Genomic DNA, 22,295 nt, shown 5'->3' on the forward strand with positions numbered 1-22,295 from the left:
CTGTTAGCCGACGACAGGCCCGTCGAAGTCGACGTGGACAACGACGTGATGGAGCTATTCGCCGACGACAGGCCCGTCGAAGTCGACGTGGACAGCGAGCCGATCGAGCTATTCGCCGACGAGAGACCCGTCGAGGTCGAGGTCGACAACGAGCCGATCGAGCTGTTGGCCGACGAGAGGCCGGTCGAGGTCGAGGTGGACAGCGAGGTGATCGAGCTGTTAGCCGACGACAGACCGGTCGAGGTCGAGGTCGACAGCGACGTGATCGAGCTGTTTGCCGACGAGAGGCCGGTCGACGTGGAGGTCGACAGCGACGTGATGGAGCTGTTAGCCGACGACAGGCCCGTCGAAGTCGACGTGGACAGCGAGCCGATCGAGCTGTTAGCCGACGACAGGCCGGTCGACGTCGAGGTCGAGAGCGAGCCGATCGAGCTGTTGGCCGACGACAGGCCGGTCGAGGTCGAGGTGGACAGCGAGCCGATCGAGCTGTTCGCCGAAGACAGACCGGTCGACGTGGAGGTCGACAACGAGCCGATCGAGCTGTTTGCCGACGAGAGGCCGGTCGACGTGGAGGTCGACAGCGACGTGATGGAGCTGTTAGCCGACGACAGACCCGTCGAGGTCGAGGTGGACAGTGACGTGATCGAGCTGTTCGCCGACGAGAGGCCGGTCGAGGTCGAAGTGGACAACGACGTGATCGAGCTGTTAGCCGAGGACAGACCGGTCGAGGTCGAGGTCGAGAGCGAGCCGATCGAGCTGTTAGCCGACGACAGGCCGGTCGAGGTCGACGTGGACAACGAGCCGATCGAGCTGTTGGCCGACGACAGACCGGTCGAGGTCGAAGTGGACAACGAGCCGATCGAGCTCGTGGCCGACGACAGGCCGGTCGAGGTCGACGTGGACAGCGAGGTGATCGAGCTGTTAGCCGACGACAGACCGGTCGACGTCGAGGTCGACAGCGACGTGATCGAGCTGTTGGCCGACGAGAGGCCGGTCGACGTGGAGGTCGACAACGAGCCGATCGAGCTGTTCGCGGACGAGAGACCCGTCGAGGTCGAGGTCGAGAGCGAGCCGATCGAGCTGTTGGCCGACGAGAGGCCGGTCGACGTCGAGGTCGACAGCGAAGTGATCGAGCTGTTGGCCGACGAGAGGCCGGTCGAGGTCGAGGTCGACAGCGAGCCGATCGAGCTGTTCGCCGACGAGAGGCCAGTCGAAGTCGACGTGGACAACGACGTGATGGAGCTGTTAGCCGACGACAGGCCCGTCGAGGTCGAGGTCGAGAGCGAGGTGATCGAGCTGTTAGCCGACGACAGACCCGTCGAGGTCGAGGTGGACAGCGAGGTGATCGAGCTGTTAGCCGACGACAGACCCGTCGAAGTCGAAGTCGACAGCGACGAAATGGCGCTGGATGCGGTATCAACCTGTTGGGCGACCGAATAGAGCTGGCTGCCGTTGATCGCGTCGGTACTGGTCGACGTTACCTGGCCGGCGGCGACGTTGGTGATTTGTCGCTCGTTGTTGAGGCTGCCGACGCTAACGGTGCCGACCGGCGAAGTGCCTGCGAAGCCGCCGAACGTGACGCCGCCGACGGTCGCGCTGCTCGTGGCAACGGCCGGGCCGGTCTTCGAGTTGGCGCCGAGCGCAACGGAATTGCTGTCGCCGGCGGTGGCGCTGTTGCCAATGGCAACGGCATCCTTGGCGCTGGCAACGGCGCCGGTGCCGATTGCGACGGCGTCGGTGCCGGTCGCGGTGCTGTCGGCGCCGGTCGAGTTCGCGTGGAAGTACTTGATGCCCTGGCTGTTGATGTTGTTGATCGCCGAGCCGACGCTATTGGCGGTCGACGTCGTGCCGTTCGCGTTGTACGTGGTGTACGCCGGCGCGGAAACCTTGCCCGTCGTCGGATCGTACGTCGAGCCGCCGCCGAGTGCCGACGCCGTGCTGGTGCCGAGGTTGTCCGTCTTTGTCGAGACCGTGCTCAGGCCGGTCGACAGCGAGCCAATCGAGCTGTTGGCCGACGAGAGCCCCGTCGATGTAGAAGTGGACAGCGACAGGACCGTGCTATTGGTCGCGCTCAGGCCGGTCGACAACGAGCCGATCGAGCTCGTGGCCGACGACAGGCCGGTCGAGGTCGAAGTGGACAGCGAGGTGATCGAGCTGTTTGCCGACGAGAGGCCGGTCGAGGTCGAGGTCGACAACGAGCCGATCGAGCTGTTGGCCGACGACAGGCCGGTCGAGGTCGAGGTCGAGAGCGAGCCGATCGAGCTGTTAGCCGACGAGAGGCCGGTCGACGTCGAGGTCGAGAGCGAGCCGATCGAGCTGTTAGCCGACGAGAGGCCCGTCGAGGTCGAGGTCGACAGCGAGGTGATCGAGCTGTTAGCCGACGAGAGGCCAGTCGAGGTCGACGTGGACAGCGAGGTGATCGAGCTATTAGCCGACGAGAGGCCGGTCGACGTCGAGGTCGACAGCGAGCCGATCGAGCTGTTAGCCGACGACAGGCCGGTCGAGGTCGAAGTCGACAGCGACGTGATCGAGCTGTTGGCCGACGAGAGGCCGGTCGACGTGGAGGTCGACAACGAGCCGATCGAGCTGTTCGCGGACGAGAGACCCGTCGAGGTCGAGGTCGAGAGCGAGCCGATCGAGCTGTTGGCCGACGAGAGGCCGGTCGAGGTCGAGGTCGAGAGCGAGCCGATCGAGCTGTTGGCCGACGAGAGGCCGGTCGAGGTCGAGGTCGACAGCGAGCCGATCGAGCTATTCGCCGACGACAGGCCGGTCGAGGTCGAAGTCGACAGTGACGTGATCGAGCTGTTGGCCGACGACAGGCCGGTCGAGGTCGAGGTCGAGAGCGAGCCGATCGAGCTGTTAGCCGACGACAGGCCGGTCGACGTCGAGGTCGAGAGCGACGTGATCGAGCTGTTTGCCGACGACAGGCCGGTCGAGGTCGAGGTCGACAACGAGCCAATCGAGCTGTTTGCCGACGACAGGCCGGTCGAGGTCGAGGTCGACAACGAGCCGATCGAGCTGTTGGCCGACGAGAGACCGGTCGAGGTCGAGGTCGACAGCGAGCCGATCGAGCTGTTCGCGGACGAGAGACCCGTCGAGGTCGAGGTCGAGAGCGAGCCGATCGAGCTGTTGGCCGACGAGAGGCCGGTCGAGGTCGAGGTCGACAACGAGCCGATCGAGCTGTTAGCCGACGACAGGCCGGTCGAGGTCGAAGTCGACAGCGAGCCGATCGAGCTGTTAGCCGACGAGAGGCCAGTCGACGTCGAAGTCGACAGCGACGTGATCGAGCTGTTAGCCGACGACAGACCGGTCGACGCCGACGTCGACAGGCTGCCGATCGCGCTCGTGGTCGTGCTCATGCCGGTGCTGAGCTGGGCGACGGTGACGGCGTCCTGTGGCGCTGAGCCGTCCGCGACGTTGGTGATACGGCGCAGTGCCGACGAGCTGCCGACCGAAACTTCCGACAGCGGCGCAGCGCTGCCCGTCAGATAGCCGGTGCCCGTTGGCGCGGCCGTGCCGGTCACGCTGCCCGTGCCGAGCGCGACGCTGGACGCGTACCTGGCCGTGCTGCTTGCGCCGAGCGCCATCGAGCTGGTGCCGCTAGCCGTGGCGCCGTCGCCTTGCGCAATGCCGTACGCGCCGTTGACCGTCGCACCGCGGCCGACTGCGATACCCGACGTGGCACTCGATGCGACGGACGACTGCCCGCCGATCGCGATGCCGTCCGACGCGGCCGACTGCGCGCCCTTCGTTGCGTTGCTGCCGATTGCGACCGAGCCCGCGCCCGATGCGATGGTGGAATTCGCATACGACAGCGGCGTCGAGCCGTTGCCGCCTGCACCGCCGATCGCGACGGAGTTCAGTGCGTTCGCGGTTGAGCCGAAGCCCAGCGCAGTCGAGCCGACACCGCTCGCGGTCGTTTCGAGACCGGCTGCGGTGCCCCACATGGCGGCCGAGCTGAGGAAGCCCTGAGCGGTGCCGCCCTTGCCGGTTACCTGAGCGTAAGTGCCGTAAACCGTCGCGGCGAGGTTGTTGCCGCCGGACGCGTTACAGCCCGTCACGGTCGACCACGTGCCCGAACCGTCGGTGGGATAGGAATTCGTGTCGCCCATCGTCGTTCGACCGGCAGCGGTACTGCCGCTCGCGGACGTGCAACTCGATGCCGAGAATTGCCCGAACCCGTTGACGGTTCCGGGTATGTAGGTCGCCGCGCTCGCGAGCGAAGGCAACGCGACCGCCAGTACGGCGGCGACGGCGACCACGATGGCCGACTTGTTCGGCTTGCCCCGTGCCGAATCGATTTCGGATGCCGCGACCCAGGCGCCGAGGGCCTCGTTCCAGATCGAGCGGTATGTGCGGTTCATGTCCTGCTACCTCCAAATGTGCACGCCACACACCGGTCTCTTTTGTTAGAGGAATGCTCCGTGCGCTCGCGCGAATCTCAAAATTGATGGGCGGAGTTTATTGGAGGAGGATTTTTTAGATTGATAAAAAGTGATAAATAGAGGGTTTTGAAAGTTAAAGGATGGTTAATGCATCGTGTTTTGATGCATTGAGGCAGAATGTTTTTGAAAGACGTAAGAATGTTAATCGAAGGATTTGGGTCTTCTGGCTCTTCGTCAAAATTTCTCATAAAAAACAACGAGTTGGGATTGTTTTGTGCGGTAGGTTACACATCCGATCGCTTCAAAAGTAAGACAAATGAAATAGCAAACGTTTGCGCACATGGAAATTCTTTCGTAGCTGTAATGTATGTGGATATGCGGGGTCGATAATGCGAGTGCAATCTTGTTAATTTGTTAATTGATTATTTTTGTACGGATTTAGTGCTGATTTTATTGATTAAGTGAAAATCAATTTAATTTCAAATTTCGAACATCGGGATGTGCTGATTTGCGCATCTGGTTTGCTTCGATGGCCCGCGTGACGGGCGTTCCGGGCCGGTTGGCTCGTCGAATTTGTAAAAAAGTGCTACAAGGCGACGGATCGGACCGTCATCATTCATCTTTCGAATTTGTCCTATTGACTATTTCGATGATGTTGACGATAGGGGGCGGTTCGAAGATGGAGCGAACCCGTCCGGGAGGCGCTACCCGCTTCAGTTTTGCGCGGGCTGGAGACAGGTTGTCAAAGACGCTGGCGCGTCGGCGGCGACGTGCCCGAAACGTCAATCCTGGGTGTGACAATTTGCCCGGGCGGGGCGCGGGTGCCGAAGAAAAAAGGGTGGGAATAAATGTGTCAGGTACGCGACATCCGGCAGGCGGATGCAGGTCGGTGCGGTTTCGCACCGTATCCAATAGGGTGACTTTGCGTGGACGGCGGGGCGGGCCGCCCCGCGTGATGCGGTTCGCTATCCAGTTGCGGCACACGCGTAGCGACGTTCGAACGGGACGCGGCACGAGGGGCCCGGGACCGAACGGCTGCGCCGAACGCTGCGTATCGCTTGCTGCATGCCCGGGCCGGGTGGGTCGTTGTGCGAACGGTCAGGTCGGGGGATCGGCCGATCGAGTTCCAGACACCCGTTTTTCCTGTGCTCCGCTGCGGGAGCACAGGCGAGCCTTGTGTCTATGTCCCGACGCGCGGACCAGCCCCGGCCTCCGTCACGGTCTGGGCATCGGTGTGCAGTCGATGGCCACCGTTGCGGACGGCTCTTGCGTCGCACTCGAACCGGCCAGCGCGGTCAACGATCCGGCCTGATTGGTCAGGCACTGCACGCTGACCGTATGCGCATCGATCGGGGTCATCGTGATATTGCGGCCTTGCCAGGTGAACGCAAGATTGGTCGACGGGGTGTTCAACGGTACCGTCGTGCCGGTGGCGGTACATTGGCCGCCGGATGGCGAACTGCATTGCAGGGAGACGGAGGACCCGGCGGCGATAGCCACGCCGGCCGCGCCGGCCAGGACCACACCGATAATTGCATGGGAAATCGATTTCATTTGGAATCCTGAGTAGTGTGTGGAAAATCCGGATGATTCGATCGCATCATGGATTGATGTACGCACAAGCAACCCGGTCGCGATGGATGCGATGACTGCCCCGATGCGGCCAAGGATGGCCTGTGGTCGCGGGACATAACGTAAGCGGGCCTGACAGCGAATGTCAAGGTAACGTAAGGGCCCGAGGGTTATTCGGTCGTGTGGGTAACGAGTGCCGGTCGATGCGCGGTTGTTGCCAACAGCGAGTGCGCCCGGCTGCGGACGATGCGATCGCCGGCGGCCGGATCCGGCGGGATTCGGCCCGCCCCGGCGTTTCGATCGTCGAGAGGTGTCGCCCGGCTGCGGGCCGGGCAACCGGGCCTTTGTCTGGAGCGGTTTGCCTTACTTCTTGAGAAACCGCAGCGCGAACCGCGCCATGCGCGGCACGAACATCGGTCGCAGCAGGCGCTTGTCGTAGCCGGCCATCCGCCGGTCGTTCTCGGCGAGACACAGTTCGATCAGCTCGCGCGGGTTGAGCGCATCGCCGATGTCGGCGGTGCCGGTCGCCGGGAAGTTCGCGTCGCGCGCGACGCCGTCGGTGTCGATGCCGCGCGCGATGCCGATGCGTTCCCGGATCAGGTGCACCCACACGGCCGCGACCCGCGCGAAGAACCAGGGCCGGCGCCACCACGGCAGACTGCGCCAGTACCACGCGTACCAGTTCACGAAGAACAGGATGTGGCGGCCTTCTTCCTGGATCACCGGTTCGAAGGTGTCGACGAGTTCGGGCGGGAAATAGCCGGAGCGCTGCGCGGAACGGAACAGGCCGAACGCGAAGAAGCTGTCGATGCATTCGCTGAAGCCCGTGACCATCCACCACCACTCGGGATCCTTCGGCGCGGGATAGGGCGGCTCGGGGGCGAGCCGGATGCCGTAAGCCTCGACGAGTTTCGACAGCACGACCTTGTGACGTGCTTCCTCGCCGCCGTCCATCTCGAGCGCGCGGCGTAGCAGCGGATCGCCGATCGTCGCCGCATAGGTTGCCACGCGGATCGATGCACGGCCTTCGGTCTGCACCGCGATGTCCCAGATCGGCAGCGACGTCAGCCGCTTGAGCTCGGCGGGCTTGAGCGCCGGCCAGTCGATCACGGCCGGCTTGTACGGGTTGTGTGTGTCGAGCAGCATGCGGCAGAACATCTGCTTGTGCGCATCGGAACCGATCCGGACCGGACCTTGCCTCTCGAAGGTCCAGTTGCGCATAGCGTGATCTGCGGCTGCTTGTTCTTCCTGCAGCGTGTCACTCATGGCTGTTGTTATGCGATTGCGGATTGAAAGATTCTTGCATAGCTTCCGTAATCGCGTATTTTCAAGCGGCCATGCGCATGCCGGTGTCGTTGGTCGTTAAAACCGAGCGGATTGACATCTAAGACGAGCGAGGGGGCCCCTGCGCGGTACTGAATGTCGTGCCCTGACGTTCGGTACGCAGGCTGGGCATACTCACAAGACCCCTAGGTTTCCGGTGATGTTGCGAAATGGTCACGGAGTCAACAAGGCGAACCCATGTAATCGGATAGGGGGAGGCTTCGTGTTCTTGCGGGGGCGTTTGGGAGAGCTGTACCGGGCGGCCTTTAGGTCGGCCCCAGGGGCGAACTGGAGACCTCCCAAAACACATACCTGGATCATGAGATGAACCCAATTAGATGCAGGGGCCTAATACACAGCAAACTACGCGCAGGGGGAGACGCGCAGGGCGTCCCATATGCGCTCTTCTGATCTGGCAAGGCCGATGCGTCGTCGCGATACTTAACTCAACGCAATGAACACGGGGGAGCACGAAATGAGTGTCGCGACAAAACCGCAGGCAACCAATGCAGTAGACAAGAGTGTTGCAGCCAAGTGGTCGGCGCCGTTGGCGAAGGCGGGCTGGACTTCTTTCCCGAACATCATTTTCGAGCGTCAGCAGGCGTTGGGCCTTACTCCGCTCGATATCAATATTTTGATTCACCTCGCTGGTTACTGGTGGAGGCCCGGAGAATATGCACGCCCGTCCAAGGGCACCTTGGCGAAGGCAATCGGTGTGGCTCCACGCACAATACAAAAGCGAATTGCGGCGATGGAGGCAGCCGGGTTCATCAAACGTATTTACCGCACGACGAGCGTAGGTGACAACGACACGAACGAGTATGACTTGAGCGGTTTGATCAAGGCGGCTAAGCCATTTGCCGAAGAAAAGATCGCGGAGCGTGAGCGGAGGCAGAAGGAACAAGCCGACCGTCTGACGCGCAAGAAGCCCCTGGCAATCGTCAAAGGTGGCAAGGCATAGCAATACGCGGCATAGCTCAAGAGGATAGAGCGCTGATTCAAAGCCACTCGCGGACAGTGGTCGTAGACGGTTGGCTGGTGCCTCCATCGTACGCATTAGAGATCTGGGTTCAAATCTCGGTGCTGCCCCTTTTTTGAATTGTGCGTGGCTACGGCAATGCGCAGCGTAGCAATACGCAACATTTTTGCAGCGTAGCTCAAAGGATAGAGCGCCGACGCTAGAACCACTCGCGGAGAGTGGGTGTACGACGGTTGGGTGGTGCCTCCATCGTACCGTGTCGGAGATCCGGGTTCAAATCCCGGCGCTGCCCCCGCTTTCACAACGGCGCGGTCCGCAGGGGATCTGTCGCCGTCTACCAATCGTGACGCCGGGATGAACGCGCCAACGAGATTGGCAACCACGAGATCGGCAACCTTAGCACGACAGAACGATTGCCAATGCAAACTTGGATTCATCGGGCTAACGGGCTGAAGGAACAGCAGCCGGCAGTATTTCCGATACGGTGCAAAAGGACACGCATGCGTGTGCTCGGTGTCGAGCAAGCGACTTTGATGTCCTGGGAACTCATTCATCAAGTCAAGCGGCGCGCATCGCCGGTCGCGTTGCAGCTGGGGGGAATACGTACCATAAGCCGTCGTCGTGTCGGAAGAAAAATATCGCCAACGATCGGTCAGGCTTGCGGGACTCAACACAGACACAGCGTCCTTCGCGATATACCTTGTCCCTGAGCTGGAAGCGCTTGATGCGAATCGGTGACGTGTCGGAGGGGGCAAGCCACTTGTCGATCAACCTGCGCAAACAATACCCGTCGTAGTTCATCGCACTCTCCATGACCCGTCACCGCGACTCGACCACCTTGTGAGTCCGCACCTTGGCGCATGCGGTACCGCCAAGGCGCGGGTGCTCCGATTTGCCCTCGGGTAACTTGACTTCCGGGCTGGTGTCGGGCGGTCATTATCAGTCGCATGACTTATTTATACAGTCATGCGACTGATATATCAATGTCGTGACGCCTAGGAAAATCACCTATCTACCTGATAAATAGAATAAATATAATCGGGGTCTGATCTTTTCATGCTCGATTGACTGGCAATTATCAGTCGCGTGACATATTCTTGATAACAGGGTGGTTGCTCGCCATGGTGGCTAAGGCGGCGACTGATGAACTGACTGCGATCGCTCGGTCGAGGGAATGTTGATATCTGAGCGGTTGGACCGTCCGAAGCGCACACCGGCGGCTGCCGGCAAGAGGTCAAAGATGAGGGAACTGACGATTGAGCTGACAGAGGCTAAAGAGTTAGCCGACGAGCCAAAGCGTCGCGGCAACAGAACGACACGAATCCCCGAAATCGTGGAGGCCGCGATCAATGTGCTCGCGCAGTACGGTAACGTTGGCTTCGCTTTGCGCCGCGTGGCAAGCGATGTTGGGATCCACCTGGCGACCTTGCAGCACTACTTTCCGACCAGAGAAGACCTTTTGCGAGCGGCGTTGGAGGCGGTGGCAACACGATATCTGATGCTCTATGAAAGTGTGGTCGACGACGATGATCTATCGCCGGAGGCTCGGCTGGATGCCATCGCAGATATCGTCTTTGACGAGTTGGTCAAGCGTGGTACGCACATTGCACCATTTTGCCTGGAAGTCTGGAGCATGGCCGAGCGCGAAGAATTTGCCCGAGACCTGATGGCAAGTTTCAACCGTCGATTCCAGGAGACGTTCGCCCGACTGCTGGCCAAGATCAATCGATCGCTTACACCCCGGGAGTGCGCGTTACGCGGTCGTCTGCTGTACTCCCATTTGGCCGGTTTGATCGTTTTAGTCCGGCCGGCACATGGCGCATCGTCAGACGATGAAGCACTTCGCGCTGCGACGAAGGCTGTCTGGAGGGCGCTCAGCTGCGCTTCACAGTAGCGCGGCACGAGAAGGTAATACAACGTAAATGACCCACTAATGATGGGGGAGACACATGTACGCACCTATTCAACAGTTATCGTCCGATCCACAAGGTTTCGAGCGTCTGACATCGCAGCGGCTGTGCGAGGCGTTTGACGGCGAGCGGTTGGAACTCGAGTTTTCCCGGAATCGGTTTGAGCCGGTCGGAAAGATTACGCGTCGCCGATTGAGTAGCATTGAAATGCTGCGTTCCGAGGCGGCGATTTCCAATCGTCCGTTCGGAATCCGTCGAGATTCGAAAAGCGGCAGGAGCGGGCAGGACGAGTTAATTTTAGTCGTCGTTCTGGCAAGTCAACTGTCATGTGAAATCGGGAATAACTACTACACTTTGGCCGAGGGCGACATTGCGCTCATCGGCCCGGAGCACCCTGGCCGGTTGGAGTTCTCGGCAGGCTTTGATGGGCTATGGGTACGTCTTCCGAAAATCGAATCACACATTAGACGCGTGATTTTTCAGGATGCGGTAGACAGAAAATTTGATAGCCGGCACGGAATCATGCATGTCCTGTTGAGAACGCTGCTGAGCACATACGAGTCGGCGAATTCGATTGCAGCGGATAGCGTCCCGTGGCTGGAGAGCAGTTTGCTGGATCTCATCGCGGCGGCGGTAAGCGCCAGTTCGATCGAGGCGAAAGAGGGGCCTGCAACGACGTATAGTCGCGCGACTCTGCAGCGGATCAAATCCCACATCGTCGCCAGGTTGCACGACGACACCCTTACCCCATCTTCCATCGCAAGCGCCATGGGCATAAGCGTTCGTCGCCTGAATGAACTCTTCGCTCAATGTCAGACGACGGTAACAGAGTGGATCATCGCGGAGCGACTCGAGCGATGCAGAAAACGATTGCTTCTTAGAAGCCAGGTCAGGGAAACAATTTGCCAGGTTGCGTACGAAGAAGGATTCAAAAACATCAGCCACTTCAATCGAGCCTTCAAGAATCGATTTGGCGAAAGCCCAGGCCAACTGAGAGACCGTATCCGCCGCGACGGCCTTCCGTCAGTCGACGCCGAAAGGGGCGTCCTGCTGGAAGTCATGTGAGCATCTCCGTGTGCCCGTGCTGAAGCGCCACGTTCCACCGCGCGAACGCGCTATCAACTAACGTCCATCGTTCTCTGCGGCATGACGCTCGTCATGCCGTCACAACGGGCATCTCTCCCAACGTTTCCACTCTGCGGCCGGCAGCATCGTTCATCGATGCTGTCGCGCGAAGCATCGTCATGTGATGCGCGGGTGTCGCTGCCCGACAAGCAAAGCTTTTCCGCGCTGTGAGCAAAGGTGGACAGTCCGCGAACGCCTATTGTTCTAGTAACGGAAATGCGCGCGACGCTCACACCAACGGCCCGCATACCGCAATAAGAGCCGATGCTTCGCCATGGGCAACTATCTAGGAGACGCAAGTGCCTGATACCACCATTCAAGGCTACCCTGCTTCTGCGCTGTTCGACGAAGAAGCGGGGACGATCAGTCCACTGGTCTACTCCGACCAGGGTATCTACGAGCAGGAACTGGACCGCATCTTCGGGCGGTCGTGGCTGTTCATCGCTCACGAGAAACATATTCCCAAGACCGGGGATTTCTTCTCCACGTACATGGCGGAGGACCCTGTCGTTGCAGTTCGGCAAAAGGACGGGTCGGTCGCCGTCTTGCTCAATCAGTGCCGTCATCGCGGCATGAAGATTTGCCGTGCGGACCAGGGCAACGCGAAGGCATTCACATGCAGTTACCACGGCTGGGCCTATGGGATTGACGGCGCTCTCGTGAACGTCCCGTCAGAGGAGCACTACGGGCCGTGTTTCAACAAGGAAGAATGGCCTGCCAGGCGCGTCCCTCGAGTTGAAAGCTACAAGGGCCTGATCTTCGCCAACTGGGACGAGCAGGCGCAATCGCTGAAAGAATCGCTCGGCGACGCCGCGCTATATCTGGACGCACTGCTCGATCGGTCGCCTGCCGGTACGGAGCCGATCGGCGGGATCTACAAGTGGGTCATCCCCTGCAACTGGAAGCTTGCCGCCGAGCAATTCGCCAGCGATATGCACCACGCGGTCATGTCGCATGTGTCTGTGCAAGTTGCGACAACACCGGAGTATGCAGGCAAGGAACTGCCGCTGCCGGGGCGTCAACTGTTATCGGACCAAGGACATGGCACGGGCTTTTTCCTGGCCCCGGGCCTTCATGAAGACTGGATTGTGTCGCAGGCTGGCCAGCGCGAGCCGGGATACGATTCGGTGGCCCTTGCCCAGCGGCATGCCGCTCACAATGCCGGCGTGAGTGCCGTGACCGCGCAACACATGACCGTGTTTCCCACGTTCTCATTTTTCGGGGGCGTGCACAGCTGCCGCGTCTGGCATCCGCGTGGCCCCGGCGAAATCGAGGTCTGGGCGTTCTGTCTGGTCGATTCCGACGCTTCACCTGCCGAGAAGGAGCAGCTCCGGCAAGCCACGTTGCGTACCTTCTCGCCCGCAGGAACCTGGGAACAGGACGACGGCGAGAACTGGGTCGAGATCCAGCGCGTGCTGCGCGGACATCAGGCACGCCGTACCACCATGAGCATCCAGATGGGTAAGGATATGAATCCCGCTGCGGATCCCGTATTCCCCGGCACTGTCGAGGGCTGCTACAGCGAGGAGGCCGCGCGGCGACTCTATGGCCACTGGCTCAAGTTGATGTGCATTCCGACGCAAAACGATACGTGCGCCAAGGAGGCCGGCCATGGTTGCTAACGAAATCGCTGCGACGCGCGCGAACGCCGTTTCGGCAGCAGAGCACTTTGCGATCGAACAGTTCCTCTTTCTCGAAGCCGAGCTTCTCGACGACAGAAACATCGCGGAGTGGATCGAGCTGATGGCCGACGACCTCCGTTATGTGATGCCGATCCGCCGCAACGTGGGGCCGCGCGAGCGAAAACTGGAATGGACCAGTCCTGATGAACTCGCGTACTTCGACGAAAGCAAGGAGAACCTCAAGCTTCGTCTGCGCAAACTCCAATCGGGCGCTGCATGGGCCGAGGAGCCGCCGTCTCACACGCGGCATCTGATCACGAACGTACGCGCAAGCGCTGCCGGGCAGGGTGAATACCTCGTCCGCTCGAACTTCCTCGCGTATCGCAGCAGGTCGGAACGACAGACCGACTATCTGGTCGGGGAACGCCATGATCGCCTGCGCTGCGTCGATACGGACGCGGGATTTCAGATCGTCAGTCGGCGCATCTTGCTCGATCAGACGACGTTTCTCGCGAACAACCTCAGTTTCTTCCTTTGAGGGTGAGCGCAATGTCGTTTACCGATGTTTGCTCAGTGTCGGACATCCCGAGCGACGCCGGGTTGAGGATCGACGCCGGACCCGAGGCGGTCGCCGTGTTCAAGATCGACGGCGATTTCTACGCGATCGAGGACAAGTGTCCGCACGGCGACTGGTCCTTGTCAGACGGCTATCTGGTTGACGGCCTGATCGAATGCAGCCTGCATATGGCGAAGTTCTGCGTGAAAACCGGGAAGGTCTGTGCGCCGCCGGCGATACGCGACGTCAAAGTGTTTCCGATCAAGGTAGTGGGTGACCGCGTACTGATCGATCTTGAACCAGAGGCCGGCATATGAAACAGCCGCTTGCGATTGTCGGTTCGGGCCTCGCAGGTGTACGTGCGGCGCAGACGCTTCGTGCCAATGGGTATAGCGACAGGATCATCCTGGTCGGCGAGGAGGCCCAGCACCCGTACGAGCGACCAGCGTTATCCAAGGAAGCACTGTGCGGGGGCGCTCCGCCGGTGCTGTGCTCGACGGAAGACCTGAATACGTTGGAGCTCGACTGGCGTCGAGGGGCGCGCGCGGTGTCGATTGACGGAGGCGTACTCGCGCTTGACGACGGTACGTCGGTGGCAACCGACGGCATTTTGCTGGCGACCGGCGCCCGGGCTCGCAAGGTTGACTTGCCCGGGGTGTCGTTGCCAGGCGTCCATACGCTACGCGCGCTGGATGATGCGTTCGCGCTTCGAGACGCGCTGGCGGCGCAGAGCGAGATCGTTGTCATCGGTGGTGGCCTGATTGGGTGCGAGGTGGCCAGCACCGCGCGGAAGGCAGGGCATGCGGTAACTGTCGTCGAGTCTGGCGAGGAACTGATGGAGCGTGCGCTCGGGCGAATGATGGGGCTTTGGGCGCGGGTCCAACTTCAGCAACTCGGTGTGGCCATTCATCGATCCGCGACGGTCGCTTCGATCGAAGGCCATACGCGGGTGCGTGGCGTGAGATTGTCGAGCGGCGTGTACTTGCCGGCAGACGTCGTTGTCCTGAGTGTGGGCGCCCAGCCATGCGACGAACTCGCACAAGCCGCAGGTGCGAAGTGTATGCGCGGCGTGGTCGTCGATGCCGCGGGCCGCAGCACTATTCCCGGAATCTTTGCTGCCGGTGACGTTGCCTCGTGGCCGCTCGTAGAAGGCGGACGCCGCTCTCTCGAGAGTTTTCTCAACAGCCAGGCACAGGCGGCCGTCGCAGCATGCGCAATGATCGGGCGCGTGAACGAGCAGCCACAGACCGCGCTCTCGTGGACCGAAATCGCCGGGCGAAAGATTCAACTTGCAGGCGATCTCACCGGCTCGGGAGAGATGGTCATTCGGGGCGATGAGACAGGCGTGTCCTTTTCCGTGTTCCGCGTATCGAATGGACGGGTGGCGGGTGTTGCGACAGTCGACGCTCCGCGTGAATACGCAACGGCCAAACGGCTCGTCGAGTCGCGAATCGCGGTGCAGACCAATCTACTGGCCGATTCCTCTACCGAGCTTCGCAGCTTGCTTAGCTACAAGGTGAACTAAATGAAAAAACTGGAAAACCAGGTTGTGCTGGTGACAGGCGGCGCATCTGGCCTGGGCCGCGCCATCGTCGAGCGGTTCGTTTCGGAGGGCGCGCGGGTAGGCGTGCTCGACCGCTCGGCTGATCGGATCGCCGAAATCCGCGATGCACTCGGTAATGGTGTGATGGGCTTCCAGGGCGATGTTACGTCGTATGAGGACAACCTTCGCGCAGTGAATGGATTGGTCTCTCAGTTCGGCCGCCTGGATTGCGCGATCGGGAACGCCGGGATTTGGGATTTTAAGACCGCACTGGTCGACCTCTTGGAAGACAAACTCTCTTCGGCGTTCGACGAATTATTTGCCGTGAACGTGAAGGGCTATCTTCTGCTCGCCAAGGCCGCTTTGAAGGCGCTGGTCGAAAGTCGCGGCAGTCTGATCTTTACGGCATCGAACGCGTCGTTTCGGTCGGACGGTGGCGGCGTCCTCTACACGGCCAGCAAGCACGCAATTCGCGGCATCGTTACGCAACTCGCTTTCGAATTGGCGCCGTTCGTCCGCGTCAACGCCGTTGCTCCGGGGGGAATGATCACGAACCTCAGCGGCGTGAAGTCGCTCGGACTCTCGGAGGCCACGATTCCGGCGGAGCCGTTCGTCGAAATGGCGCGCCATGTGGTGCCTATCGGTCATCTGCCGACGCCGGCCGACTACACCGGCGCCTATGTTTTCTTTGCGTCGCGCGAAGACAACGTGCCGGCGACGGGAACGGTCCTGCGACACGACGGCGGGTTGGCCGTTCAAGGATTTATCGATTGCCGCGGTGGGGCCGGCTTGCTCGAAAAACTTTCAATCAATCAGGAGACAGTCGCATGAAGGTGCAATCGTTGGGTTATATCGGAATCGAGGCTTCCGACTTGTCCGCCTGGAAACAGTATGCGACCGAGTTCCTGGGCTTGATGCCTGGAGAAAATGGCGCGTCCGGCGATCGCTATCGTATCGATAACCGCCTCTGGCGGATTTCGGTTGAACAAGGTGAGCGCGATGACATCGCCTATGCCGGATTCGAACTGGAAGGGCCGGAAGCACTCGCGCGTATGGCCGGACACCTGCGGGACCTGGGTTACGGCGTCGAAAGCGATTCCGGCGAACTCGCGCGCAGCCGGCAGGTTCGCGGGCTGGCACGTTGCACCGATCCGTCCGGCTTGCAAGTGGAACTGTACTGGGGCGCGACCGAACGCGGCGAAGCGCCGTTTCGATCGGCGCTGGTCGACGGTTTCGAAACCGGCGACCAAGGGCTTGGGCATATCGTGCTGCTCGTTCCCGACGTCAAGGCGGCGCTCAAATTCTACTGCCAGGGATTGGGCTTCAAGCTGTCCGACATCATCACGATGCCGATCGGTCCCGACCGCACGCTCGAACTGCATTTCCTTCACTGCAACCCGAGGCATCACACGTTGGCTTTCGCCGAAATGCCGGCTCCGAAGCGCCTCCAGCACTTCATGTTGCAGGTGCCGTCGATCGATGACGTCGGCTTCGCGCTCGATCGCGCAGAGCAGCAGAGCGTGCCGGTCACGATGACGTTGGGTCGCCACACCAACGACCAGATGGTCTCCTTCTACGCGAGAACGCCGTCAGGATTCGAAGTCGAATACGGCGCGGGAGCGGTGAGCGTCGACGAGTCGTGGACGGTGGTGAGTCACGATCGAATCAGCTTGTGGGGCCATCACCGTACCGGCCAGTGAAATTGGGAGAACAACATGAGTGAAGTGAATTTCCGCAGCGCGTTTGTCGAGTTCGAAGGCACCCGAATCCACTACCAGGAGGCCGGTGAAGGTCCGGCTCTGATCATGCTTCAGGGATCGGGGCCGGGCGCGTCCGGGTGGTCGAACTATAGCCGGAATGCACCGTTCTTCGCGCGCAGCCATCGTGTCATCGTGCCTGACCTTGCCGGATGGGGCAAATCCGACATGAGGCCGATTGGCGTATCGATTCCGGGCTGGTGGGCGAATTCGATTCTCGGTCTCATGGATTCCCTGTCCATTTCTCAGGCCGACATCATCGGTAATTCGCTCGGAGGAATGATTGCCCTGAAGATGGCCTTGACTGCTCCGGACCGTGTCGGCCGGCTCGTGCTGATGGGACCGGCCGGCGGCTTCCCGACGCTGGGCCAATGGCCCACGCCCGCGATCCGCACGTTGGCGACCGCCTATGAGGGCGATGGCATTACGGCGGAAAAGGTGAAGAGTTTTATCAGCGAGAGCCTGTTCGATCAATCCGCGATCACGGACGAACTCGTGAAGGGCAGATTGGAGGCGGCGATGGACCCGCGCATCATTGCTCAGCCACCGATGCGCCTCGAGTCAGGACAACCGTTTGAAGAGCTTTGGCGAGATCCGGGCCTGGCCACGTTGCCGCATGAGACGCTGATCATCTGGGGGAGGGAGGACCGCGTGGTTCCGCTCGATACCGGGATGATCTATTTGAAGCGCATCCCCAATGCGCAACTCAACACCTTCCCGAAGTGCGGCCACTGGGCGCAGTGGGAATGGGCGGATCGGTTCAATCGAGTCGTCTCGTCCTTCCTCTCGGAAGTGCGTTGACGAGCGCGCGACAAGCACTGGACGGCCGACGGGAACACGATGCCGACGGCTGTTGAATCACGACCTAACTGGGATTTTCCATGGCAATGACAGGCCGGATGATGAGCACGCCCCTGCTCATCTCTTCGATCATCAGGCGCGCGGCGCGATACAGCGGCGGCGTCGAGATTGTTTCGCGCGGCAGTGACGGCGGCATTCATCGCTATACCTATCGGGAGTGCGAACTCCGCGCGCGTAAGCTGGCCCAGGCGTTGGAGGCGCTCGGCGTGCGACAAGGCGATCGCATCGGCACACTGGCATGGAATAGCTATCGCCATCTGGAGCTTTACTACGCCGTTCCAGGGGCGGGTGCGGTCTGCCATACCATCAATCCACGATTGTTTCCCGAGCAGATCGTCCATATCGTCAACGATGCCGAAGACACGTACGTGTGTTTCGACGTTCAATTCCTGCCCCTCGTCGAGGAAATCTCAGGACGGTGCCCAGGAGTCAAGGCATGGATCATGATGGCCGGTCGCGAAGACATGCCCGCCGCTAGCAAGGCTTCCTTGCTCTGCTACGAAGAATTGATCGGTGTGCAGGATGGAAATTACGAATGGCCGGTGTTGGACGAGAACCTCGCATCGGGCCTCTGCTATACGTCAGGTACGACCGGAAACCCGAAGGGTGTGCTGTACTCGCATCGTTCAACCGTTCTGCATTCCTATGCTTCAGCATTGCCCGATTCGCTGAATTGTTCGGCGTCGGAGGTCATCATGCCGGTGGTTCCCATGTTTCACGTGAATGCATGGGAGCTGCCGTATTCCGCGCCTTTGGTCGGCGCGAAGCTGGTGCTTCCGGGGCAAAGGCTCGACGGCGCTTCCCTCTACGAGTTGATCGAGGGCGAGCAGGTTACCTACTCCGCGGGCGTGCCGACCGTGTGGCTCGGCCTGCTCGAACATGTGCGATCGAACGATCTGAAGTTTTCGACATTCCGTCGAACAGGTATCGGCGGGTCGGCCGTCTCCCGATCGATGATTCGCGCCTTCAAGGAATTGGGTGTCGACGTGGCTCATGGCTGGGGCATGACGGAGACATCGGCGATGGGCGCAAGCTGCACGCTGCGGCGTCAGCATGCCGGGCTTTCCGAATCCGAGCAAGAAAAGGTCCTCGAGAAGCAAGGTGCCGTGATTCCGGGCATAGACATGAAGATCGTGGACGGCCAGGGTCACGAGTTGCCCTGGGACGGCAAGACGGCGGGCGATCTGTTTGTTCGCGGCCCGTGGATCATAGATTCGTACTACGGCAACGACACGTCTCCGCTGGAGGATGGCTGGTTTCCCACTGGCGATGTGGCGACGATCGATGCGGACGGCTACATGCACATCACCGACCGCAGCAAGGACGTCGTCAAATCCGGAGGCGAATGGATCTCGTCGATAGACATCGAGAACATCGCAGCGGCTCACCCGGCGGTACATATGGCCGCGTGCATTGCCGTGCGTCATCCGAAATGGGGCGAGCGCCCATTACTGGTCGCGGTGAAAAAAGCCGACGCGAATGTCAGTCGAGATGAATTGCTGCAGTTTTTTGAAGGCAAGGTTGCGAAGTGGTGGGTTCCGGACGATGTGGTTTTCGTCGATGCCATGCCCATGACCGCGACCGGGAAATTTCAAAAAGCCGCACTGCGGGAGCAGTTCAAGGAGCATCGATTGCCGACGGCCTGAATTTCGAAGCTTGTCGACGAAACACACCACCTGTTCCAAGGCTGCGGAATGAACGCCGGTCCGCGCCGAAGATCCTGGTTGACGAGGGTTGGACGCATGTCAGATTTGTCTATTCAGCAAGCCGCGGATGCCTTGCACGAAGCCCGCAGTACGCGTATCCCGGTTTCCAGGATTTCGGAAAGGTTCGGGATCGAAAGTCTGCACGACGCGTATCGGGTAGCGGCGATCAACACGAACCGTGCTGTCGAAGCGGGGAAACGAATTTGCGGGAAGAAAGTTGGCCTGACATCGGTTGCGGTCCAGCGACAACTCGGGGTCGATCAGCCGGATTTCGGTGTCCTGTTCAGCGATATGGAGTTTGTCAGCGGCGCAGACATTCCGGTTAGTCGCCTGATTCAGCCCAAGGCCGAGGGCGAGGTGGCTTTCGTCATTGGGCGCGACCTGACCGAGGAGCTGAGCTGGGGCCGATTCCTGCATGGCATCGAGTACGCATTGCCCGCGATCGAGGTTGTCGACAGCGCGATCGAGAACTGGAGCATCACGCTCGTCGATACGGTAGCGGACAACGCCTCGTGCGGCCTGTATGTCCTCGGCACGGATCCGAAACGCATTTCGGATCTCGATCTCGCTACTTGCCAGATGCGCTTCCTGAAAACGGACGAGCTTGTCTCGGAGGGGCATGGGGCCGCATGTCTGGGCCATCCGCTTCTTGCCGCCTGGTGGCTTGCCCGGACGATGCAACAACTCGGCGATCCGCTTCGCGCGGGCGATGTCGTGCTGTCGGGTGCGTTGGGGCCGATGTTCCCTGTACGCGAAGGCGACGCATTGCAGCTGGAAGTCGGCGGACTAGGCAAAGTTTCCTGTATCGCCGCGTAGGCGATCGATTTTAACGAGCGGGAGAATCCATGGCAGGCAAGTTGAAAGTCGCGATCATCGGGTCGGGCAACATCGGCACCGATCTGATGATCAAAATCATGCGACACGGTGATCATCTCGAGATGGGTGCGATGGTCGGCATCGATGCCGCTTCCGACGGTCTCGCGCGTGCGGCACGCATGGGCGTCGCGACGACGCACGAGGGCGTCGAGGGGCTTACGCGCCTGCCGGTGTTCGGTGACATCGATATCGTCTTTGACGCGACGAGCGCGGCAGCGCATGTGAAGAACGACGCATTCTTGCGGGGGCTCAAGCCAAACGTTCGCATGATCGACCTGACGCCGGCCGCGATCGGCCCGTACTGCGTGCCGGTTGTAAATCTCGACGCACACGTCAATACGCTGAACGTCAACATGGTGACGTGCGGCGGCCAAGCGACCATTCCGATGGTGGCAGCGGTGTCGCGCGTCGCAAAAGTGCATTACGGCGAGATCATCGCGTCCATTTCGAGCAAATCCGCTGGGCCCGGCACGCGTGCGAACATCGACGAGTTCACGGAGACGACGTCCAAAGCGATCGAGCAGGTCGGCGGTGCGGCAAAGGGGAAAGCCATCATCATCCTCAATCCGGCCGATCCGCCCCTCATCATGCGTGACACGGTTTACTGTCTGTCCGATTCGGCCGACGAAGAGGCGGTGGAGCGGTCGATCGAGGACATGGTCGCCGCCGTCAATCGCTATGTGCCCGGCTATCGCCTGAAGCAACGGGTGCAGTTCGATCGGATAGAAGCCCAAGCACCCTTGAATATTCCTGGCGTGGGCGCGCGTATGACCGGGCTCAAAACCTCAGTGTTCCTCGAGGTGGAGGGCGCCGCGCATTATCTGCCGTCCTACGCCGGCAATCTCGACATCATGACCTCCGCGGCGAAGGCTTGTGCTGAGCGCATGGCCGCCGAGATGGTCGCCCATGCTACGACCTAGGGGAAACACGGCATGACACTCGGCAAAAAACTGTACATCTCCGACGTGACGCTGCGAGACGGTTCGCATGCGATTCGTCATCAATACAGCGTGCAACAGGCGGCGGCGATTGCGAAAGCGCTCGACGAAGCCAAAGTCGATTCAATCGAGGTGGCGCACGGAGACGGGCTGCAAGGATCGAGTTTCAACTACGGATTCGGCGCGCATACCGATCTCGAATGGATTGCCGCGGTGGCGGAAACGGTCAAGCACGCGAGGGTCGCGACGTTGCTGCTGCCCGGGATCGGCACGATCCACGATTTGCGCAACGCCTACGATGCTGGCGCTCGTATTGTCCGCGTCGCCACGCATTGCACCGAGGCCGACATTTCCAAGCAGCACATCGAGTACGCACGCGAGCTCGGAATGGAGGCGGTGGGCTTCCTGATGATGAGCCACATGACCACCCCGCGCGACCTTGCACAGCAGGCGAAGCTCATGGAGAGCTACGGGGCGACGTGTTGCTACGTGGTCGATTCCGGCGGCGCACTGGGAATGAATGACGTACGCGAGCGCTTTCGCGCCTTCAAGGACGTATTGAAGCCGGAGACCGAAACAGGCATTCACGCCCATCACAATTTGAGCCTTGGCGTCGCCAACAGTATCGTCGCCGTCGAGGAAGGCTGCGACCGCGTCGATGCAAGCCTTGCCGGCATGGGCGCCGGTGCCGGAAACGCGCCGCTCGAAGTGTTCATCGCCGCGGCCGAACGGCTGGGCTGGAACCACGGCTGTGATCTTTATAGCCTGATGGATGCTGCCGATGACCTGGTTCGTCCGCTACAGGACCGGCCCGTTCGTGTCGATCGCGAAACGCTGGCGCTGGGCTATGCAGGCGTCTATTCGAGCTTCCTTCGCCACTCCGAAAGCGCCGCTCGGAAATACGGATTGAAGACCGTCGACATCCTTGTCGAATTGGGGCGACGCCGCATGGTTGGCGGCCAGGAGGACATGATCGTCGACGTGGCGCTCGATCTTCTTCGCGCTCAGCAGTCGTAGGGAACTTGGTGGTCCGCGGATAGCTGCGGATCCGTCAAGCGAGATAGTTTCGATCGAGAGAAATACTCGGAGAAGTACGTTATGTAATTCGTAATACTAAATGAATGCTGACGAATGATGGCCAT

Annotated in this window: 17 protein-coding genes and 1 tRNA gene; 15 read left to right on the forward strand and 3 right to left on the reverse strand. The window is 60.7% G+C overall.

Annotated elements, in window-relative coordinates; all coding sequences use genetic code 11:
- From B7G54_RS38440 to B7G54_RS36775, 3 genes are all read right to left on the reverse strand, one after another.
- Positions 1–4,364: ESPR-type extended signal peptide-containing protein (locus B7G54_RS38440; RefSeq protein ID WP_279628107.1), on the reverse strand; the 4,364-nt coding region annotated here is incomplete at its 3' end.
- A 1,236-nt stretch (positions 4,365–5,600) separates the two neighbouring features.
- Positions 5,601–5,939: a hypothetical protein gene (locus tag B7G54_RS36770; protein ID WP_085043560.1), complete on the reverse strand. Its 339-nt coding sequence runs from the start codon at positions 5,937–5,939 to the stop codon at positions 5,601–5,603.
- 381 nt (positions 5,940–6,320) lie between these two features.
- Positions 6,321–7,223, reverse strand: coding sequence for an aminomethyltransferase (locus B7G54_RS36775; protein WP_085043561.1), 903 nt, complete (start codon positions 7,221–7,223; stop codon positions 6,321–6,323).
- 532 nt (positions 7,224–7,755) lie between these two features.
- Here B7G54_RS36775 and B7G54_RS36780 point away from each other — a divergent pair.
- The 15 genes from B7G54_RS36780 (at position 7,756) to dmpG (ending at position 22,170) form a co-directional block, all read left to right on the forward strand.
- Positions 7,756–8,241 carry a helix-turn-helix domain-containing protein gene (locus B7G54_RS36780; RefSeq protein WP_085043577.1) on the forward strand — a complete coding sequence of 162 codons (486 nt, stop codon included), beginning with the start codon at positions 7,756–7,758 and terminating at the stop codon, positions 8,239–8,241.
- Between the two features lie 186 nt (positions 8,242–8,427).
- Positions 8,428–8,551: transfer RNA gene (locus B7G54_RS39265), tRNA-OTHER, on the forward strand.
- A 948-nt stretch (positions 8,552–9,499) separates the two neighbouring features.
- Positions 9,500–10,153 (forward strand): TetR/AcrR family transcriptional regulator, encoded by a 654-nt coding sequence (locus B7G54_RS36790; RefSeq protein WP_072445188.1) that lies wholly within the window; start codon positions 9,500–9,502, stop codon positions 10,151–10,153.
- Between the two features lie 55 nt (positions 10,154–10,208).
- Positions 10,209–11,234, forward strand: coding sequence for a helix-turn-helix domain-containing protein (locus tag B7G54_RS36795; RefSeq protein ID WP_085043562.1), 1,026 nt, complete (start codon positions 10,209–10,211; stop codon positions 11,232–11,234).
- Positions 11,235–11,593: 359 nt separating this feature from the next.
- Positions 11,594–12,916: an aromatic ring-hydroxylating oxygenase subunit alpha gene (locus B7G54_RS36800; RefSeq protein ID WP_085043563.1), complete on the forward strand. Its 1,323-nt coding sequence runs from the start codon at positions 11,594–11,596 to the stop codon at positions 12,914–12,916.
- Positions 12,906–13,454 carry an aromatic-ring-hydroxylating dioxygenase subunit beta gene (locus B7G54_RS36805; protein WP_071336077.1) on the forward strand — a complete coding sequence of 183 codons (549 nt, stop codon included), beginning with the start codon at positions 12,906–12,908 and terminating at the stop codon, positions 13,452–13,454. The genes B7G54_RS36800 and B7G54_RS36805 overlap by 11 nt, the downstream gene beginning before the upstream one ends.
- Positions 13,455–13,465: 11 nt before the next feature.
- Positions 13,466–13,789, forward strand: coding sequence for a non-heme iron oxygenase ferredoxin subunit (locus B7G54_RS36810; protein ID WP_085043564.1), 324 nt, complete (start codon positions 13,466–13,468; stop codon positions 13,787–13,789).
- Positions 13,786–14,997 carry an NAD(P)/FAD-dependent oxidoreductase gene (locus tag B7G54_RS36815; RefSeq protein WP_085043565.1) on the forward strand — a complete coding sequence of 404 codons (1,212 nt, stop codon included), beginning with the start codon at positions 13,786–13,788 and terminating at the stop codon, positions 14,995–14,997. Before B7G54_RS36810 ends, B7G54_RS36815 begins: the two co-directional genes overlap by 4 nt.
- Positions 14,998–15,846, forward strand: coding sequence for a 3-(cis-5,6-dihydroxycyclohexa-1,3-dien-1-yl)propanoate dehydrogenase (hcaB, locus tag B7G54_RS36820; protein WP_085043566.1), 849 nt, complete (start codon positions 14,998–15,000; stop codon positions 15,844–15,846).
- Complete coding sequence (bphC, locus tag B7G54_RS36825) at positions 15,843–16,715, forward strand: biphenyl-2,3-diol 1,2-dioxygenase (RefSeq protein WP_071336081.1); 873 nt, start codon at positions 15,843–15,845, stop codon at positions 16,713–16,715. Before hcaB ends, bphC begins: the two co-directional genes overlap by 4 nt.
- Before the next feature lie 15 nt (positions 16,716–16,730).
- The gene (locus B7G54_RS36830; protein ID WP_085043567.1) at positions 16,731–17,573 is read left to right on the forward strand and encodes an alpha/beta fold hydrolase; all 843 of its coding nucleotides are present in this window, start codon (positions 16,731–16,733) and stop codon (positions 17,571–17,573) included.
- 80 nt (positions 17,574–17,653) lie between these two features.
- Complete coding sequence (locus B7G54_RS36835; RefSeq protein ID WP_085043568.1) at positions 17,654–19,279, forward strand: 3-(methylthio)propionyl-CoA ligase; 1,626 nt, start codon at positions 17,654–17,656, stop codon at positions 19,277–19,279.
- Between the two features lie 96 nt (positions 19,280–19,375).
- Complete coding sequence (locus B7G54_RS36840) at positions 19,376–20,155, forward strand: 2-keto-4-pentenoate hydratase (protein WP_046548418.1); 780 nt, start codon at positions 19,376–19,378, stop codon at positions 20,153–20,155.
- 29 nt (positions 20,156–20,184) lie between these two features.
- Positions 20,185–21,135 carry an acetaldehyde dehydrogenase (acetylating) gene (locus B7G54_RS36845; RefSeq protein ID WP_085043569.1) on the forward strand — a complete coding sequence of 317 codons (951 nt, stop codon included), beginning with the start codon at positions 20,185–20,187 and terminating at the stop codon, positions 21,133–21,135.
- Between the two features lie 12 nt (positions 21,136–21,147).
- Positions 21,148–22,170 (forward strand): 4-hydroxy-2-oxovalerate aldolase, encoded by a 1,023-nt coding sequence (gene dmpG / locus B7G54_RS36850; RefSeq protein WP_085043570.1) that lies wholly within the window; start codon positions 21,148–21,150, stop codon positions 22,168–22,170.
- The last annotated feature ends 125 nt before the right edge of the window (positions 22,171–22,295 follow it).

Source organism: Burkholderia puraquae (genome assembly GCF_002099195.1).
GTDB lineage: Bacteria > Pseudomonadota > Gammaproteobacteria > Burkholderiales > Burkholderiaceae > Burkholderia > Burkholderia puraquae.

What these genes read in the sequence shown, in the direction of transcription:
- B7G54_RS36770 (WP_085043560.1), bottom strand. Translation starts at nt 5,939, where the DNA reads ATGAAATCGATTTCCCATGCAATTATCGGTGTGGTCCTGGCCGGCGCG.
- B7G54_RS36775 (WP_085043561.1), bottom strand. Translation starts at nt 7,223, where the DNA reads ATGAGTGACACGCTGCAGGAAGAACAAGCAGCCGCAGATCACGCTATG.
- B7G54_RS36780 (WP_085043577.1), top strand. Translation starts at nt 7,756, where the DNA reads ATGAGTGTCGCGACAAAACCGCAGGCAACCAATGCAGTAGACAAGAGT.
- B7G54_RS36790 (WP_072445188.1), top strand. Translation starts at nt 9,500, where the DNA reads ATGAGGGAACTGACGATTGAGCTGACAGAGGCTAAAGAGTTAGCCGAC.
- B7G54_RS36795 (WP_085043562.1), top strand. Translation starts at nt 10,209, where the DNA reads ATGTACGCACCTATTCAACAGTTATCGTCCGATCCACAAGGTTTCGAG.
- B7G54_RS36805 (WP_071336077.1), top strand. Translation starts at nt 12,906, where the DNA reads ATGGTTGCTAACGAAATCGCTGCGACGCGCGCGAACGCCGTTTCGGCA.
- B7G54_RS36810 (WP_085043564.1), top strand. Translation starts at nt 13,466, where the DNA reads ATGTCGTTTACCGATGTTTGCTCAGTGTCGGACATCCCGAGCGACGCC.
- B7G54_RS36815 (WP_085043565.1), top strand. Translation starts at nt 13,786, where the DNA reads ATGAAACAGCCGCTTGCGATTGTCGGTTCGGGCCTCGCAGGTGTACGT.
- hcaB (WP_085043566.1), top strand. Translation starts at nt 14,998, where the DNA reads ATGAAAAAACTGGAAAACCAGGTTGTGCTGGTGACAGGCGGCGCATCT.
- bphC (WP_071336081.1), top strand. Translation starts at nt 15,843, where the DNA reads ATGAAGGTGCAATCGTTGGGTTATATCGGAATCGAGGCTTCCGACTTG.
- B7G54_RS36830 (WP_085043567.1), top strand. Translation starts at nt 16,731, where the DNA reads ATGAGTGAAGTGAATTTCCGCAGCGCGTTTGTCGAGTTCGAAGGCACC.
- B7G54_RS36835 (WP_085043568.1), top strand. Translation starts at nt 17,654, where the DNA reads ATGGCAATGACAGGCCGGATGATGAGCACGCCCCTGCTCATCTCTTCG.
- B7G54_RS36840 (WP_046548418.1), top strand. Translation starts at nt 19,376, where the DNA reads ATGTCAGATTTGTCTATTCAGCAAGCCGCGGATGCCTTGCACGAAGCC.
- B7G54_RS36845 (WP_085043569.1), top strand. Translation starts at nt 20,185, where the DNA reads ATGGCAGGCAAGTTGAAAGTCGCGATCATCGGGTCGGGCAACATCGGC.
- dmpG (WP_085043570.1), top strand. Translation starts at nt 21,148, where the DNA reads ATGACACTCGGCAAAAAACTGTACATCTCCGACGTGACGCTGCGAGAC.